The sequence below is a fragment of the Flectobacillus sp. BAB-3569 genome (assembly GCF_002270355.1).
GTDB lineage: Bacteria > Bacteroidota > Bacteroidia > Cytophagales > Spirosomataceae > Flectobacillus > Flectobacillus roseus.
The window spans coordinates 292,022-306,052 of record NZ_NJFZ01000003.1 but is presented as its reverse complement, the minus strand read 5'-3'; the positions used below and the strand labels follow the sequence as shown (position 1 = coordinate 306,052).

The 14,031-nt window shown below is 40.4% G+C and carries 26 protein-coding genes; all 26 read left to right on the top strand.

The annotated features are described in order from the left end of the window. Nucleotides 1-5: 5 nt before the first annotated feature. The 26 genes from BWI92_RS02120 to BWI92_RS02000 all read left to right on the top strand — a co-directional run bounded on the left by BWI92_RS02120 (nt 6) and on the right by BWI92_RS02000 (nt 14,028). On the top strand, nt 6-488 hold the full coding sequence (locus tag BWI92_RS02120; RefSeq protein WP_095160471.1) for a hypothetical protein: 483 nt from the start codon (nt 6-8) through the stop codon (nt 486-488). Continuing rightward, nucleotides 466-942 carry a hypothetical protein gene (locus BWI92_RS02115; RefSeq protein ID WP_095160470.1) on the top strand — a complete coding sequence of 159 codons (477 nt, stop codon included), beginning with the start codon at nt 466-468 and terminating at the stop codon, nt 940-942. The genes BWI92_RS02120 and BWI92_RS02115 overlap by 23 nt, the downstream gene beginning before the upstream one ends. 6 nt (nt 943-948) lie before the next feature. Beyond that, nucleotides 949-1,692 carry a hypothetical protein gene (locus tag BWI92_RS02110; RefSeq protein ID WP_095160469.1) on the top strand — a complete coding sequence of 248 codons (744 nt, stop codon included), beginning with the start codon at nt 949-951 and terminating at the stop codon, nt 1,690-1,692. A 56-nt stretch (nt 1,693-1,748) separates the two neighbouring features. Continuing rightward, nucleotides 1,749-2,057 carry a hypothetical protein gene (locus tag BWI92_RS02105; protein WP_095160468.1) on the top strand — a complete coding sequence of 103 codons (309 nt, stop codon included), beginning with the start codon at nt 1,749-1,751 and terminating at the stop codon, nt 2,055-2,057. 7 nt (nt 2,058-2,064) lie between these two features. Beyond that, entirely contained in the window at nt 2,065-2,892 is an 828-nt protein-coding gene (locus tag BWI92_RS02100) for a hypothetical protein (RefSeq protein ID WP_141234675.1), read from the top strand. Continuing rightward, on the top strand, nt 2,889-3,122 hold the full coding sequence (locus tag BWI92_RS02095; RefSeq protein WP_095160466.1) for a hypothetical protein: 234 nt from the start codon (nt 2,889-2,891) through the stop codon (nt 3,120-3,122). The genes BWI92_RS02100 and BWI92_RS02095 overlap by 4 nt, the downstream gene beginning before the upstream one ends. A gap of 232 nt (nt 3,123-3,354) precedes the next feature. Continuing rightward, nucleotides 3,355-3,633, top strand: coding sequence for a hypothetical protein (locus BWI92_RS02090; protein ID WP_095160465.1), 279 nt, complete (start codon nt 3,355-3,357; stop codon nt 3,631-3,633). A 156-nt stretch (nt 3,634-3,789) separates the two neighbouring features. Then, complete coding sequence (locus BWI92_RS02085; protein WP_095160464.1) at nt 3,790-4,404, top strand: hypothetical protein; 615 nt, start codon at nt 3,790-3,792, stop codon at nt 4,402-4,404. Nucleotides 4,405-4,496: 92 nt separating this feature from the next. Further along, entirely contained in the window at nt 4,497-4,682 is a 186-nt protein-coding gene (locus tag BWI92_RS02080) for a hypothetical protein (RefSeq protein ID WP_141234674.1), read from the top strand. Between the two features lies 1 nt (nt 4,683). Further along, nucleotides 4,684-5,481: a hypothetical protein gene (locus BWI92_RS02075; protein ID WP_141234673.1), complete on the top strand. Its 798-nt coding sequence runs from the start codon at nt 4,684-4,686 to the stop codon at nt 5,479-5,481. Next, entirely contained in the window at nt 5,456-5,929 is a 474-nt protein-coding gene (locus BWI92_RS02070; protein ID WP_095160461.1) for a hypothetical protein, read from the top strand. The genes BWI92_RS02075 and BWI92_RS02070 overlap by 26 nt, the downstream gene beginning before the upstream one ends. Next, nucleotides 5,929-6,162 (top strand): hypothetical protein, encoded by a 234-nt coding sequence (locus tag BWI92_RS02065; RefSeq protein WP_095160460.1) that lies wholly within the window; start codon nt 5,929-5,931, stop codon nt 6,160-6,162. Before BWI92_RS02070 ends, BWI92_RS02065 begins: the two co-directional genes overlap by 1 nt. A gap of 13 nt (nt 6,163-6,175) precedes the next feature. Further along, nucleotides 6,176-6,904, top strand: a complete 729-nt coding sequence (locus BWI92_RS02060; protein ID WP_141234672.1) for a hypothetical protein — start codon at nt 6,176-6,178, stop codon at nt 6,902-6,904. A gap of 23 nt (nt 6,905-6,927) precedes the next feature. Then, complete coding sequence (locus BWI92_RS02055) at nt 6,928-7,428, top strand: hypothetical protein (RefSeq protein WP_095160458.1); 501 nt, start codon at nt 6,928-6,930, stop codon at nt 7,426-7,428. After that, nucleotides 7,340-7,774 carry a hypothetical protein gene (locus tag BWI92_RS02050; RefSeq protein WP_141234671.1) on the top strand — a complete coding sequence of 145 codons (435 nt, stop codon included), beginning with the start codon at nt 7,340-7,342 and terminating at the stop codon, nt 7,772-7,774. The genes BWI92_RS02055 and BWI92_RS02050 overlap by 89 nt, the downstream gene beginning before the upstream one ends. Before the next feature lies 1 nt (nt 7,775). Beyond that, on the top strand, nt 7,776-8,096 hold the full coding sequence (locus BWI92_RS02045; RefSeq protein WP_095160456.1) for a hypothetical protein: 321 nt from the start codon (nt 7,776-7,778) through the stop codon (nt 8,094-8,096). Nucleotide 8,097: 1 nt separating this feature from the next. Further along, complete coding sequence (locus tag BWI92_RS02040; protein ID WP_095160455.1) at nt 8,098-8,403, top strand: hypothetical protein; 306 nt, start codon at nt 8,098-8,100, stop codon at nt 8,401-8,403. A 1-nt stretch (nt 8,404) separates the two neighbouring features. After that, nucleotides 8,405-8,554: a hypothetical protein gene (locus tag BWI92_RS27160; RefSeq protein ID WP_166579890.1), complete on the top strand. Its 150-nt coding sequence runs from the start codon at nt 8,405-8,407 to the stop codon at nt 8,552-8,554. Nucleotides 8,555-8,631: 77 nt separating this feature from the next. Then, complete coding sequence (locus BWI92_RS02035; RefSeq protein WP_095160454.1) at nt 8,632-9,339, top strand: transglycosylase SLT domain-containing protein; 708 nt, start codon at nt 8,632-8,634, stop codon at nt 9,337-9,339. Beyond that, nucleotides 9,299-9,661: a hypothetical protein gene (locus BWI92_RS02030; protein ID WP_095160453.1), complete on the top strand. Its 363-nt coding sequence runs from the start codon at nt 9,299-9,301 to the stop codon at nt 9,659-9,661. Before BWI92_RS02035 ends, BWI92_RS02030 begins: the two co-directional genes overlap by 41 nt. Before the next feature lie 167 nt (nt 9,662-9,828). Beyond that, nucleotides 9,829-10,755: a transglycosylase SLT domain-containing protein gene (locus tag BWI92_RS02025; RefSeq protein WP_095160452.1), complete on the top strand. Its 927-nt coding sequence runs from the start codon at nt 9,829-9,831 to the stop codon at nt 10,753-10,755. Beyond that, nucleotides 10,755-11,228 (top strand): hypothetical protein, encoded by a 474-nt coding sequence (locus tag BWI92_RS02020; protein WP_095160451.1) that lies wholly within the window; start codon nt 10,755-10,757, stop codon nt 11,226-11,228. The genes BWI92_RS02025 and BWI92_RS02020 overlap by 1 nt, the downstream gene beginning before the upstream one ends. A gap of 116 nt (nt 11,229-11,344) precedes the next feature. Continuing rightward, the gene (locus BWI92_RS02015) at nt 11,345-11,935 is read left to right on the top strand and encodes a hypothetical protein (protein ID WP_095160450.1); all 591 of its coding nucleotides are present in this window, start codon (nt 11,345-11,347) and stop codon (nt 11,933-11,935) included. Further along, nucleotides 11,925-12,716, top strand: coding sequence for a hypothetical protein (locus BWI92_RS02010; RefSeq protein ID WP_095160449.1), 792 nt, complete (start codon nt 11,925-11,927; stop codon nt 12,714-12,716). Before BWI92_RS02015 ends, BWI92_RS02010 begins: the two co-directional genes overlap by 11 nt. 59 nt (nt 12,717-12,775) lie before the next feature. After that, nucleotides 12,776-13,432: a hypothetical protein gene (locus BWI92_RS02005; protein ID WP_095160448.1), complete on the top strand. Its 657-nt coding sequence runs from the start codon at nt 12,776-12,778 to the stop codon at nt 13,430-13,432. A gap of 2 nt (nt 13,433-13,434) precedes the next feature. Then, the gene (locus BWI92_RS02000; RefSeq protein ID WP_095160447.1) at nt 13,435-14,028 is read left to right on the top strand and encodes a hypothetical protein; all 594 of its coding nucleotides are present in this window, start codon (nt 13,435-13,437) and stop codon (nt 14,026-14,028) included. Nucleotides 14,029-14,031 lie beyond the last annotated feature (3 nt).

Sequence of the window (14,031 nt, the reverse complement as noted above, 5' to 3'; positions counted from 1 at the left end):
CCAAAATGGCGTTAACGCCCCCACACCCTCTCACTCAAAGCGCTGAAAATAGTGTAAACGCTGTTAACCAGCCGTTTACACGTGTTAACGCTAGCGTTAACGAAGTAAAACATGGCGTTAACGCCGTTAACGACAATCAATATGATGGGGAACAACCAGATAAAAAACCAGAAATTCAGACGCAAAGCTCGTTCGCTATTAAGCTTCGTCTTGAAGAACTCGAAACACAGCTTCAGCAAGCACAACAGGAAGCAATTTATTATCGCAGTCAGTACGAAAAACTATCGCTTGTACAAGCTTCTCAACAGGAGAACACGGCAAGCTATCAGGCATTGTCCATAAAGTTTGATGAACTACTTAAGGGCTTGGAATATGTCTTTGGAATAGCGGCAGAACTTGCTAATGAACCTCATTTTAGGGAGAGAGATTATACTCCTGAATACTTTGCCGAACTCTTAGAAAAACATGAAAGTACTAGCGGTAATTGACATAGATGATGCCACTCATGCACCCTTGGAGGTATGCAAAATCTACGATGAAGGAGACACAGCTTTTTGGGATGCCTTCTTTCAGGAGGCACTTAATAACCTCCAATATCGTAATCAGATTTCTAAGACAGAGGAGTTCAATCAAGTCCATTTGAAGGCGCTTTTCGAGATGCTTATCAAGCAAGGGGTTTTGACTACTCAAGGGCTTCAATTAGAACCATTGATTATGCACTCAGTGGAAAAGCATTATGCTCAAACAAAATTTCGATGGAGTTGGAGAAAGAAGAAAACCAAGCAACTGGAGGAAAAATACTTGCAAGCATCCTCAGCTTTTCAATCACGTGTTAAAGAGAACATCTGGACAGCTACCATGCTTTGGGGAAAGAAGTTTTTTAAGAGTACGCGAATCGGAAAAGCTATTATAGACGCATTCGAAAGACTAGACAAAAAATAAAACATCATGTTTGAGAATCTAAAAAATACTTTCAATAAGGGCAAAAGCGCAATTGAATCCACACAGCAGTTTGCCCAAAATATCAATGCCATTGCACAAGGTCCTGGACTATTTGGTTTGGCGGGTACTCCACAACAAACGAGCGAAATTTCTCAGGAAAGTTATCCGTATCAACAACAACCTTCTGTCAATTATCCTCAGGCAACCATTGCTCCAGTACAGGCTACATTCGCAGCACCCATCGAGCAGGTGGAAAAGAACCTTCGACAAGAAGCAAAGATTAACGCTCGAAGAATCTGTTCCGTGCTACGCCAAAAGGGTGTGACCATGCGTGTACTGTTCACCATGGTGGTTAAGGATTTGGATGAAGAGAAAAAGCTTGAGGACTACGAAAAGGAAAACGACATTGATGAAATCGATGAAATCACTGATTTGCCTGACGAGATTAGAGTCGCTTTGCAAAACAAGATTAAACTTAAAGAGTTCACCAAGCTCACTACGAACATTGAAGAAGATTTACTGGAGTTGCTTGAAGATACTCTCTTCCAAAAGTACCGACTTGAGTACATGGCTGGTAAACACCAGATGATCTCGGAAATGGATATTATCAGTATGTACACAACTATTATGACCACGCCGATTTACGAGCTTGGTGCTGATATGTTGGTGGATAAGGCGCTCAAATACAAAAAGCCCGCTCTGGAATATGGTAAGCAACTCTTAGAAAAATTCACTAACAAGAAAACCTAACATGGAGAAGCTTGGACAATTCATTGAACTCATTTTAACACATATTATCTAAAACTATGTTTGGATTAAACCCAATAGCACTTCAAGAAAAGACAAAAGCCATTCAGGAGCATTGTATCAATATGGAAGTTTCTCATGAGCACTCCAATGGTGTTTGTGTCACAGTATCAGCCAACAGAATCAAGGATTTAGCTTATGATGCTGAAAAACATTCACATGAGCAAGTAAAAGACGCCATCAATCAATGTTTCGAAAAATGGTCAAGCGAAACCAAAGAATACTTCGAAACCAATATTGATACTATTTTGGAGTCAGTACCAAAAGTATTCCGACAAGAACTCAAAAACCAGCTACTTGGTAGCTAAGACAATTATGGACTATCACTTGTACAAACGAATACAAGAAGCCCTGTCCAATAGTCCTCCTAATGCTGAACAACAAGCCTTCAACTGGCTTGTTGTCGGTGCTCAAAAAACCGCTAAGACCACAACAGTGCTTCAGCTTGCCTATATCATCCAAGCAATGGCAATGCAGATGAAACTTATCAAAAAGGTGCTGATATATGATCCTATGTTTCATGAGTCTTTTGAGCCAGCAGGTATTAGGAAAGCCATAGGTTTCATCAACCCCAATTTTGTGCTACCGAACTACAAAGTCATTACAGTCGATGAAATTCAAAGCTTTGGGGCAAGTAAGGAGGATTATTACTGTTGGGCAGTCGTAAGAGATAGAGGCAGAAGGGTTCAGGACTTTTGTCAGGAGGCACTTACGTTGAAGAATGCCATCACCATACTCGATGATGTGGGCTCTCGTATAACTGGGAACGTAAGAAATTTTCCACAGTATATTGACCTCTTGGCGTACAATAGAATTAATTGTAACGATGTATTTCTTATCTATCATCAATACAAATATGTACCGCCCTCATTTTGGCAGTATTTCCAAAGAGCCATTGTCAAGCAGTCCAATGAACAGAAATTCTCAGATGATATATATCCACGTGATTTGTATATCCAAGCACAAAAAGAGGTCACTTTGGAAAACAAAGAAAGGATATTTCCCAACAAAATGAATTTGGCTTACAGGATACTTCTACCGAACGAAAATCTAAGTTTCAAAGAGGACAATGGCTACTTTATCGCCACCGACGAAAGTGGGAACGAATATCTTCTGTTACAAGACCAAATAATTGACTTATGAAAAAATTTGGATTCTACTTTTTTACCTTTTGTATCCTAGTGATTGCTATTGGTTTAGGTTCGTTGTTGGGTGTCTATGTCTTTTTGAAGCTTATCAGCAAGAATGTCACGAAAAAAGACCTTGAGGATAGAGAAAATCAAATCATTCAAGAAGCTCAAAAAAAAAGAACAATCAGACCTCGAACAAAGCCCTTGGAGATTGTTCCCCTACATCCACCACAACTAAGCTAGTCGAGGTTTCGGAGGTTGCCCGCAAAATCAAAAACAAGGAATATGACCAAATTGGAATGCAAAGAGCCATTCTTAGGGAATTCAGAACACCCTGTAATAGACGATTTAGAATCAATTATTTGGGCTATTTCTGGATTCCCCCTGAATACAACGACGACTGGCAGGATGTTGATATTGTAGAACAATCCGATTTCAACATTCATCAATTTATTAGGAACCTATACAAATAATCGTGTCACGCAAAGACCTAGTTTATCTTTCAACATTAGCTAAGGAACATAATCTGCATTTAAGGTCCTACATGGATTTAATGGCGGTTTATGCAGACTATCTATTGCATGAATATCAACTAGACTTGAACGATTATAAAGGAAAGTGTCTCCCTGCATGGGTTGTACATCTCTGTAGAGAACTCAACCCCTCAGACTTCGAAATCAACTCTATGAAGGACGAAGGTAAGTTCTATGAATGGCTTGAATGGATTAGTACTATCAAAAACCGAAGGTACTAGAGCTAATATCAACGCACTACAGCCAATTACACCGTATTCGAGCGTATTCCAGCGTATTTGAGCGAAAACTAGCGTCAGGATTTATGCGACTCCTACAACCTTTGTAACCTAAAGCAACCACGAATTCACTCTCATTTTAAATTAATACATAGCAAAATGGCTTTAACATTCAACAAAAAGCACCCTTCGACAGACATTAAAGAAGGTGAGCTAATCTTCACAGCAACCGATGCAAATGATGCTGCGATAAATTATCAAGTCGCTGCCTTAAAGGTAGCAAACATTACGGATCCTGTTGCCATCGTATTCGACCCACGACCAAGCTTGAACCCCTCTAAAAAGTGGTTTTTCAAGACTAAGGAGTATCTCGTACAATTAGGAGCATCAGCAGAGATTGCAGGTAAGTTTGCGGACGCATCAGAAGTTGGTGCGCTTGACAACACAGTAGTTGCCAATATCTTTGGTGCATCTTCTGTACTTTTCACAGGTGAAAGCGCAACCGCATTAGGCGAGACGAACATCACTTCAGTAACGAAAATTACTGATACTTCAGGTTCAAGCGATTCTGGTTCGGGTAATGGCTCTGGCTCTGGTTCAGGCTCTAGCAATAATCCTGGCACTGCTAACGCTTCAACTGATTCAACCACAATAAAAATCCTTGGTATGGCTTGGTATTGGGCAGCAGGTATTGGTGCTGTGATTATCGTTGGTGGTGTATATGTCGCTAAAAAAATCTTTGGCGGAAAGAAAAAGAAGCCCATTGACAAGTAAAAAATTCTAGTAGAAAAATTTAAAATCAGGAGAGTCAGCAAAGTACTCTCCTGATTTTCTAAGACTTTGCTCTCTCACCCTTAAATCTTCTCATGATGACTAAAGATGAAGTAAGGGAAACACTCAAGGAAGAAGCTAAGGAAAAAGCTTACACGTTCATTGACTTCGTAATTGGCGCAATTTTCATGGCGCTCTTTGTAACCATCGTAGTTTTTGGTGTAAGAGGATTTTCTAAGCTTTTTTCAAAACTTTTCCCCAAACTAAAAAAGGATGAATAGTATGAACTTTCTCGATTATCTCACCACCCTGACCACTGCCGACACGAGGCAGGCTCAAGGAAGGCTTGTGAAAGTCTCTGCTACAACCGCTTACGGATTGACATTCATCTTTTCAGATGCCAAACCAAGCGTGATTACGTATCCCAAAGGCGCTTTGCTAGGTAGGATTAGACAAACCACTACGGTAGTAGATAAAACCACGAAGAAAACAGTTGCCTATACCGCAGTTGATTTGGATGAGCCATTGTTGGTTGATGCTGTCAATCAAAAGTACCTAACCTACTTATGGTTCAAGCCAAGCGAACTTGAATTTGCAGATAATGGTGAACAACCTAAAAAAGCAGATGAAAAGACTGAGCTAGTTCCTTTGTATTGCAATACTACCTCAGGTGTGAAACTTCGACCAGAAGCTAATACACTCAAGAAGGAATTGAAAATCGTTAGCTATGGTAACATTGTAGGATACACCGACAAAAGCACCAAGAAATACCTTACCATTACCTTTTTGAAGGTATTTGATGCCAAAGGGAAGGCAATCGGGTGGGTCGCTAGTGATTATGTATCTTATAGCAAGCCACAGTCAAAAGCCCTTCCAAAAGTCGATTCCTCTGGAGAGTCAAGCTCTGTAATTGTTAGCCAAGATGATGACCCTCAATCTGGAATCTCCGATTCAACTGGAGCTGGGATTTTGAAAGTGGTTTTGTATGGCTTTTTCTTTTTGCTTTTTAGTCTGTTCTTCTATTCTAGTTATCGTGCTTATAAAGACAAAAAAAATGAAAGAAAAGCTAAACTGGTATAAGACCTTATTGGTCACAAAGCCCATCACAGCCATCCTTTTGTTTCTTGTGCCCATTGGACTTATCGGATACTTTATTTTCAATCTCGGTAAAGACAAAGGCTTAAACACTCCTCCAAGTGATGCACCAAGCCCTGAATACCAGCCTCCAACGGCTCAGGAAAAGTCAGTCTTCGAGGAATGGACAAAGACCACAGGAAAAGTAATTGTAGAACAGGCTCACAACTATTTTACGGCATGGTATAGTAAGGTATGGTATGGTGAAATGCGTGATTTGTGCCATACTCTAAAGGAACTAACTGACAAGGAGTTGATTTGGATAGCTAATGACTACAACCGAAAATACTTCAAAGACGGGACGTTCTTAACGGAGTTTATTGACCATAAGCTCTACGCAACTGCAGCCTACGATAGTGTACTTACTAGGCTCACAAAACTCAAGGCAAAGTAATGGCAAACATCTTAGATACCCTTGCCAACATCCTTTCTACCGACGAAATCAAGGATTTCATTACGGGCAAGAAAAAGCCTGAAATCGACGTAAATACCAACGTAGAAATGGAAACTGAAACAATCAAGAATGTCGCATTCTATCTGTTTCTGGCACTCGGAGGATTCGCTATCATTTTAGCATTCCTCATGTTTTGGGCAATGAAGTTTGCCCTATCATCCTTCAAAAATTAAATCCTCAATGGCAATGGGAAAGAATTTGGATAAAAATATCAATATCGAAGAACTCAAGGCACAAGCTGAAAAGAGAAAGCAAGATGCTGAGCTAGAATTGCAACGAGTCGAACAACTGCAACAAGAACAAAAAGAAGCTGAGAAACAGCAAAAAATAGATGAAAGGCAGGCTCTTCTCGACAACGTTGCAACCTTCATGGCTCAGTCAAGGCATGAAGCCTTAGCAGGAAATCTCACAAAGGCGGAAACACTCAAGGGATTTGCTGAGGACGCCAAAAAACTGGCAAATGAAATCCAGATTGATGGTGAAGAATTAGAGGAAGACGTAGTTGAACTACCCTCTGAGCCATTCTTTGGCAAAGGGTACTCGGTAGCAAGACGATGGATTCTTACCACACTATTCACTTTGGCACTCTTTGCTATTTCAAGCTATCTCAATCACTTGGTGAAACTTGAGGGGACAGACATCTCAATGGCAGTACGTTCGGCTTGGATTGACTTCATTATCAAGCTCAACCACTGGTCGATTATGTGGCTCATTGTAGACGTCTCCTTGCTTATCAACTGGAGCGTTGTGTACCGATTCAGAAACAATCACGAAGCACCCGAACATAACTTAATATCGAAATGGTTTCTCAATTGCTCAGACGAATTTCAGGTAAAGCAAGCCTTGTATTTGGTATATGCCAAAGCTTTCTCATTTGCCATCATGTACTTAGCCAGTCCAATCACCAATTCCTGATTAGGCAAGCGGTGGTAGACACGATGAAAAGCCTCTATCATAATCTGGAAAGACCTAATAATAGAGGCTTTCTTATCGACAAAATCAACAAAACGGCAGGTGTGCCAAAAGGCTCAGCCTATTGCTCAAGTGGAATCATTTACATTGGTAAGTGTAACAGGCTTCCAGTCATGGCCACCCCACGAGCGCTGTCATGGCTCAAAGCTTCGGCAGTTAAGCGAAGACATGGTAAAGCTATCACCACTGAGCCAGTGGTCAAAGGTGATATTGCTCTTTTCAATTGGTCAAAAAACCAATGGCACGTTGAGGTCGTAACCCAATGGAATATCGCAGGAGACAAAACAAGGTTTCGTACTGGAGGCTTTAATACAGGCTCTCCCTACGACCCAACACGAAGGAAACAAGGTATTTTCCCACATCTAAGACGAAAACAAGATGCAATCATCCTCAACTACCAAGAGTTCTGGAAGCTCAACAGCAAAGAAGTCAAAGCTCTTAATCATTGGCTCATTAATCGGCATTAGTTTACTCTCCTGTTCTGATGCCCAATATCAAGTAGTGGACAATCTATTAGGCATTGAAACACCAGAGAAAAAGGATACAGTCGATATTGACAAGGCTGACTTGAAGCTATCCGAACTAGATACAGTCCCTGAATTCGGAACACTGGACTATTTTGATGCGACGGATACGGCATTCGCTAGATTGGAAGAAAAAATACCCAAAACACAGAATCCATCTACGCCATCAAGAAAACCATACCGAAGACCCAGAGACCGATTGTCCATGCGCTCAAATAGCGAAATAGAAAAAGCCTTTGAAGAGGCAAAAAGAAAGATAGCTCAAATGTACGATTCTACTAACCACTAATATGTTACTACAAGTTAATTATGAGCAAATTTTCACACCGATTGTTGTATCTGGAATAGTTGCTCTGGTGGTGTGGATTTTTAGAACAAAAACTGAAGAGACGAAGGAAAGAATTGACGCAAGACAGGAAGAAATCAAAGACATTCAAGAGAGGCAAAACAAGCACGGTGAACGTATTGCGGTACTAGAGAAAGATTCTCTTAACCAGCAAAATGGTATCAACGAACTTAAACAGGCTCTCAAGGAACAAAAGGCTGACTTCACGGCTCAATTCAACCATCTCTCAAGTCAAAATAACGAAATTCTAAAGCAGTTAAAATAGCATGAAAAAAATCATCTTTTGCTTACTATTCGGATTCATTCCGATGCTAGGTTTTTCACAAACCCTCAGTCAAGATACCTTATCACCTCCTAGTGTGGTGGTTGTCATCCAGCAAAATTACGTATGTGACTCAGCCGATTTTCAACCACAAGCACCACAAAATGCGAAGAAGCCAAAGCCTCAAAAAGCTCCAGTAAAAAAGAAGAAATTCATGAAACGAGGAGATTTTTGGTCTAATGTACTCGACCTTACTAAGATTATTGTCCCTGCATTAGTAACCGTTTTAGCCGCTACTTCAGCCAAATAATATGGAAGAAAAAGAGCTTGTGTCAGAAAAGTTACAATACGCTTCTATCATCGTTTCAATGACTTCAGGTCTGATTTCGATTGTATGGGTTTCCTATCAAGCAGGTGTTTTTTTCGGATTATGGGGAAAACCTAAACGTAAAACTTTTTAAGCAAGCTTTTACAATTTGACCCCAAAAACATCGAAATAAGCGTATTAACGCAACATTTTAAAAATTACAATTGTAAAATGTCCCTAATCTGTCTAAACAAACTAGGTTGGAATGTCGATAAAGTCGCATTCGAAAAAGAGGTTAGGGATATTTGTTCCGATCCGCTAATTCGTATCAAAAACCCTAACTGGTTAACGCTTGTCTTCAATGCTGAGTCAAGCATGAAGTTTCCAAACGTCAATGCTATCGGTGCTGTTGGATATATACAGATTACTAAAGCTACGGCAAAGGATTTGCAAACCACAGTCGAGCACTTGAAAACGCTAAGTCCAATTGAATATCTGTACTATGTTCGCAAATACTTACGAATGCGAGTGAAACAATATGGAGCACCCGATTCAGCCTACGAGCTTTATGCGCTGGTGCATTATCCAGTCGCATTCAAAAAGGCTGAGAACTATGTACTCTATAGAAAAGGCTCAGATGCTTACTCAGGTAATAGCGCTTTAGATTACAATGCAGATGGTGCCGTTACAGTCAAAGAAATGAATCAATTCTTTGATAAGCGCTTACCACTCTTGTATGACAAAGAGTTGCTCTTCACTCCTGAGGATCCTACAAGATTTTACGTAGCCGATATAGAACTCAAGTATATCCTTGCAGGTCTGTTTTTTGGATTAGCGATGCTGGTTGGATTAATATTTTACTTTAGAAAGAATCAAATCACTAAATACCTTAAAAATCATGTTCTCTTTAGGAAAAAAGAAAAAAGGCTTCCGATTTGACATCGATGAACAAGTAGAGTACATCGGTGAGCTAAAATCAAAGAAAGGTACATATACTATCGTCTCACGTAAACATGAAGATGATAAAGAAGTGTACAAATGCAAAAAAGGCGCTAAAACGGAGCTGTTCACGCTCTCGGTCTTAAAAAAAGCCAAAGGGCTAGGTGCTGTTGACAAGCCTATCTCTATTTCAGATGTAGATGAGCGAGCCAAAGAGCTTCAACGTCGCTCTGGAGTAAAAGAGGTCAAAAAGGTCACTACGTATAACCTATCTCGTAAGGAGGCAAAAAGGATTGCTTTCCAAGAAGCTAGAAACAAGTAATTATCCGATACCTAACCATTCTAAAATATCATTGGTAGCAAAACCAACATTCCCTAGTTTAAAATTGTCCGTCAATCTTGGATTTTTGCTACCAATTCATTCCTGGCATTTAGCATTTAAGCAAGCCCGGTTATTCTTTTTTGGTAGCAAAACCAAGTTTTTATAAAATGAACAAATTCGCAAAAATTCTTCTTGTTGTTCTTACCGTTTTTCTTTTAGCCATCGGTGGATACTATTTCTTGAATCGAAAGAAAACGGAGGCTGAAGCATTAGCCAAAACAGATGATGCTTTCTATCTGCAGTATGCTGACAATGCTGATACCGTACATACTTTCAACATCAATCGTGCTGTAGAAAACAGTCTAGCCATCGGTTTTTCTGGATTTGCCAATCCAACTGTTGCAGGTACATTTCCGCTTGTTGACGATTCAGATGCCTCAAAGTTTAACGCTGCCTCACGTCAGAAATGGGCGAATTTCATCAAAGATACCCTAATGCCAAAATTTGGCTCTTACGTGGCACACGCCTCGGAGCTAACCAAAGTACCTACGTGGATGATTTGGGGTGTTATGGTGACAGAAATCGACCCAGAAAAGCTTGAGTTTTCAAAGTCATCAAGTGGTGCAAGAGGTGCCATGCAATTGATGCCAATCACCGCAACGGATACCATCGTAGTAGCAAAGAAGTATAAGAACTATGTTCCTGATGCTCATGAGGCTATTTTAAAGAAAAACCTTGGCGAAACTCGTGCTGAAAAAATCATTGATGCAGTCGATAAATTCGATAGAAGTCTAGTAGAAATCTCTAAGAAATCAAGCCTAAACGACCTCTACAATGCAGAACTGAATATTCACATTGGAGCACTAAAACTAGCAAACCTTTTGGATATCTACGGCGCTGATGATTTAGCTTCTGTGGTAGTTTCTTACAACAAAGGCGATGCAACGGCAAAAACGAAGTACGGTATTGCTGGTAAGAGTTTGAAATATGCACTTGCAAATACTACTGGAGAGGCTCACGATTACATCCTTCGCACGCTAGGTAAACACGGTGGTTTTGATATTGTCACAAACGATTTAGGAATTCTAGTCTAATGTATCTACTGTTCGAAAGCTTCCGCAACCAAGATTCATACCTATGGCAACGAATGATGGCAGTGGGAGGCAAAGGAGAATGGGTTCATTGCGAAATCCTTTTCGATGAAAGAGCGTGGAGACGAGGTTCTGCATGGCTCAGTCAAGGAGTTGGGTTTAGAAACTTTGAACCCATTGACCCGAAAAGATATGAGGTCTATCAAATCGGGTCACAGCATTGGGAAAAAGCCTATCAGTATTTTGTAGAAAACGAAGGCAAGAAATATGATGCCATCGGAGTGGTAGGAATGGTGTATAGAACTGCCGTGCTGGACAACCCTGAGCATAAGTTTTGCTCAGAAGTGTGTTATGAAGCACTTACTCAAGCACAATTTCCTTTACCTAAAGTCGATGCCCGATTGATTAGCCCTTTGCAATTAAGAAGGTTGATTAGAGGGCTAGGATACAAACCACTTGTTTATCAAAATTCATAGGGCTACAACTTTTTTTAAAAGAACACAAAAAGAAAAGCGCTGTTTTACAACTACTTAACTAGTAACATTTGTAGGACTACAACTTAAAGTTGTAGCCCCATTTAATCACCACAAAAATGGCAAAATACTTATATGTAAAGGAGGATGTCGCTTATGCAGAATACTTCATCGCTCCCGATATTTCATCCCTTGCGTATGCTGCCTATTATGGTGCGTACCTTGGTGAGCTCACTGGTCGAACCGTTCAAGGAATTTCTGGAGACAAAAACACTTTCTTAGAATTCAAAGCAAAAGATGGAGAAACCTACTATGTCGTTAGTACGCTTTCATACTGGGAGAGCTTAGATAGTTTAAAAGACGACAAACCACCTGTATCTGGAGGGACAAATACGAATACCAACTCTTCAGGGAACACTTTTGGGAAAATCTTAGATGTAGCAAAAGGGCTATTTGGAATCCTTGGTGGGGGAAATAGCAAAACGGTAGCTACAGACACAAAAGATTCAGAAGCCGACTCTAGTAGTGATTCAGCGGGCACTCCACCAGAAGAGCAAGAAAACAAGTATCTAGCTTTTCTCAAGAAAAACATCATCTGGTTTCTGCCAACGGTTATCCTAGTTCCTATCCTGCTATTCTGGCTAATTAGATGGGCGATTCGAAAGATGAAGAAACCTCCAATAACACCACCAGCAACCAATGGAGTATAGAAAGATTGCACTCTTAGACAAAACAGGGAAAATCTCGTATGAATTACTCCAGCAAATTGCTAAGGCTATTCAAATTCAACTCCAGAGAGATGTTTCACCCAAATGGGATGTATCGGGTGAGGTAAGAGCTTTTCGGACGTTTGGAGAAATACCAGCAGGTTTTTGGACAGTATCAATCCTTGAGGAAACAGAAAACAAGTTCAACGGAACACATTGGTATGATTCTACAACAAATATTCCCTACGCTCAGGCAAGATTGACAGATTGGGTTACACAAGAATACACACAAAACCACCTTACAAAGGTTCTTTCTGAGGAAATCATCGAAATGTGTATCGACCCATACGGACAAAGAATCGTGAGAGGAAAGGATTTTGAGGATAATACCCAAGAGGTTGAATTCCTAGTTGAGCTAGCTGACCCCATTGCGAATCCATCAATCGGATACTATATCAACGACATCTTTGTGACCAACTTTATCTATCCATCGTATTTCAACGTGACCCATGTAGCTGGTACAAAATACGATCATTTGGGACTGCTCAAGAAGCCTCTTGATTTGTTTGATAGAAGCTATCAAATCTTTAGAAGAGCTGGGCAATGGTTCAAAGCTTTTATGGTACAGGGTAAAATAGTGGTGAGGAAAAGTTCAGAAGGTGTACCACTGGAAGCTTTTGAGTCCAAAAAGCTCCTACAATTCTTGGCTTTCATTTTGTCATTATTCCTCGTGGTCTTCTTGATATTTCGATTCTTGGGAGGAAAGTTGAATAGCAAAAAGTAAACACTAAGAAAAGCTTCAGTAACAAAGAACAAACATCTGCTACCCCAAAAATCAATCCTATGAAAGATAAGGACAAAAGCAAAGAAAAGAATAAACTCATTCAGCTTATTGCTTTCATTCTGGTAGCAGTCGTGATGTTGGTTATTCTTTTTCGGAAAAATATCATCTCTCTACTTTCTAAAATTCCCGATAAGAACTCTGCCATCAATGATTTTTCAAAAACACTCGAAGAAAGTAATAGTCAGTTCCAGAAAAGTATGATGGGTTTGGTGGAAAACATTCAAAATAAATTGGACAACTCTACCAAACAGGTCATCAACCAGAATGGAAGTACCATAGTTCTGAAAGGCATCGGTTGGAAACGTACCATTGCTCAAGAGGAAATCACCAGAGGATATGTCGTAAGAGTTCACGAGAATGATGGTATAGACCGTAGCTATAGATATGACTCACATAATATTGAAAACTATGGGCTAGCGACAGGTATTGCACTCCATTCGGCTACCGCAGGACAAGAGTGTTTTATACAGGTCGAAGGTACGGCTGAAATACCTAATTGGGGACTACCATCCAACACACTTATGTTTATCGGTCCTATGGGAGTACTAACCCCTACAGCTCCCAACCAAGGACTTTCACAAACGGCAGGTAACTCTATTTCACCAGACGAAATCAATATTAACTTTTCACAACCAATAATCCTAAATAACGATTAACAATGCCAAAGGATTTAATTTCTAGGGACTCTGTCACAGGTAGACAAAAAGTCGTCAAATCGGTTACCGTATCCACAGGCGCTGGAGACGCAAGTAAAATAGTAGAGCTGGATGGTGCAGGTAAAATCGACAAATCTGCTTTACCTACTACTGTTGCTGGAGGTACTGCAGCTCAATCAGGCAAAGTGCCAGAACTCAATGGCGCTGGTAAGATTGACCTTTCGCTTTTGCCTGATAACGTAGGTCCTGAATCTATGATTGTGGTTGCAGGTGAGGCACTTTCTGCAAACAACATCGTTGCAATCGATGGTACTGGCAAAGCTGTGAAAGCGGTTAGTACAAACATTGCCAAAATGGCGGTTGGTTATGTAAAAACAGCCGTAGCCAATGGTGCCAATGCAGAAGTGTTTTTCGGAAACATCAATGCAGGCTATGCAGGTCTAACGCCTGGGCAACCAGTCTACCTCTCTCAAAATGCTGGCGATCCAAAATCTACCGTACCCGTAGCTGGTACAGACACTTTTGCTCAAATCGTAGGCACTGCTGTGTCTGCCAATGCAATCTTATTTGAGGTTGCAGGTATTATTGAACTTTAATCT

Excerpts from the sequence above, each read along its gene's own strand:
- BWI92_RS02025 (WP_095160452.1), top strand. The coding sequence starts at position 9,829 with ATGAACAAATTCGCAAAAATTCTTCTTGTTGTTCTTACCGTTTTTCTT.
- BWI92_RS02005 (WP_095160448.1), top strand. The coding sequence starts at position 12,776 with ATGAAAGATAAGGACAAAAGCAAAGAAAAGAATAAACTCATTCAGCTT.
- BWI92_RS02040 (WP_095160455.1), top strand. The coding sequence starts at position 8,098 with ATGAAAAAAATCATCTTTTGCTTACTATTCGGATTCATTCCGATGCTA.
- BWI92_RS02080 (WP_141234674.1), top strand. The coding sequence starts at position 4,497 with ATGATGACTAAAGATGAAGTAAGGGAAACACTCAAGGAAGAAGCTAAG.
- BWI92_RS02085 (WP_095160464.1), top strand. The coding sequence starts at position 3,790 with ATGGCTTTAACATTCAACAAAAAGCACCCTTCGACAGACATTAAAGAA.
- BWI92_RS02020 (WP_095160451.1), top strand. The coding sequence starts at position 10,755 with ATGTATCTACTGTTCGAAAGCTTCCGCAACCAAGATTCATACCTATGG.
- BWI92_RS02060 (WP_141234672.1), top strand. The coding sequence starts at position 6,176 with ATGGGAAAGAATTTGGATAAAAATATCAATATCGAAGAACTCAAGGCA.
- BWI92_RS02100 (WP_141234675.1), top strand. The coding sequence starts at position 2,065 with ATGGACTATCACTTGTACAAACGAATACAAGAAGCCCTGTCCAATAGT.
- BWI92_RS02010 (WP_095160449.1), top strand. The coding sequence starts at position 11,925 with ATGGAGTATAGAAAGATTGCACTCTTAGACAAAACAGGGAAAATCTCG.
- BWI92_RS27160 (WP_166579890.1), top strand. The coding sequence starts at position 8,405 with ATGGAAGAAAAAGAGCTTGTGTCAGAAAAGTTACAATACGCTTCTATC.
- BWI92_RS02035 (WP_095160454.1), top strand. The coding sequence starts at position 8,632 with ATGTCCCTAATCTGTCTAAACAAACTAGGTTGGAATGTCGATAAAGTC.
- BWI92_RS02000 (WP_095160447.1), top strand. The coding sequence starts at position 13,435 with ATGCCAAAGGATTTAATTTCTAGGGACTCTGTCACAGGTAGACAAAAA.
- BWI92_RS02095 (WP_095160466.1), top strand. The coding sequence starts at position 2,889 with ATGAAAAAATTTGGATTCTACTTTTTTACCTTTTGTATCCTAGTGATT.
- BWI92_RS02075 (WP_141234673.1), top strand. The coding sequence starts at position 4,684 with ATGAACTTTCTCGATTATCTCACCACCCTGACCACTGCCGACACGAGG.
- BWI92_RS02030 (WP_095160453.1), top strand. The coding sequence starts at position 9,299 with ATGTTCTCTTTAGGAAAAAAGAAAAAAGGCTTCCGATTTGACATCGAT.
- BWI92_RS02120 (WP_095160471.1), top strand. The coding sequence starts at position 6 with ATGGCGTTAACGCCCCCACACCCTCTCACTCAAAGCGCTGAAAATAGT.
- BWI92_RS02045 (WP_095160456.1), top strand. The coding sequence starts at position 7,776 with ATGTTACTACAAGTTAATTATGAGCAAATTTTCACACCGATTGTTGTA.
- BWI92_RS02105 (WP_095160468.1), top strand. The coding sequence starts at position 1,749 with ATGTTTGGATTAAACCCAATAGCACTTCAAGAAAAGACAAAAGCCATT.
- BWI92_RS02110 (WP_095160469.1), top strand. The coding sequence starts at position 949 with ATGTTTGAGAATCTAAAAAATACTTTCAATAAGGGCAAAAGCGCAATT.
- BWI92_RS02050 (WP_141234671.1), top strand. The coding sequence starts at position 7,340 with ATGCAATCATCCTCAACTACCAAGAGTTCTGGAAGCTCAACAGCAAAG.
- BWI92_RS02015 (WP_095160450.1), top strand. The coding sequence starts at position 11,345 with ATGGCAAAATACTTATATGTAAAGGAGGATGTCGCTTATGCAGAATAC.
- BWI92_RS02055 (WP_095160458.1), top strand. The coding sequence starts at position 6,928 with ATGAAAAGCCTCTATCATAATCTGGAAAGACCTAATAATAGAGGCTTT.
- BWI92_RS02070 (WP_095160461.1), top strand. The coding sequence starts at position 5,456 with ATGAAAGAAAAGCTAAACTGGTATAAGACCTTATTGGTCACAAAGCCC.
- BWI92_RS02115 (WP_095160470.1), top strand. The coding sequence starts at position 466 with ATGAAAGTACTAGCGGTAATTGACATAGATGATGCCACTCATGCACCC.
- BWI92_RS02065 (WP_095160460.1), top strand. The coding sequence starts at position 5,929 with ATGGCAAACATCTTAGATACCCTTGCCAACATCCTTTCTACCGACGAA.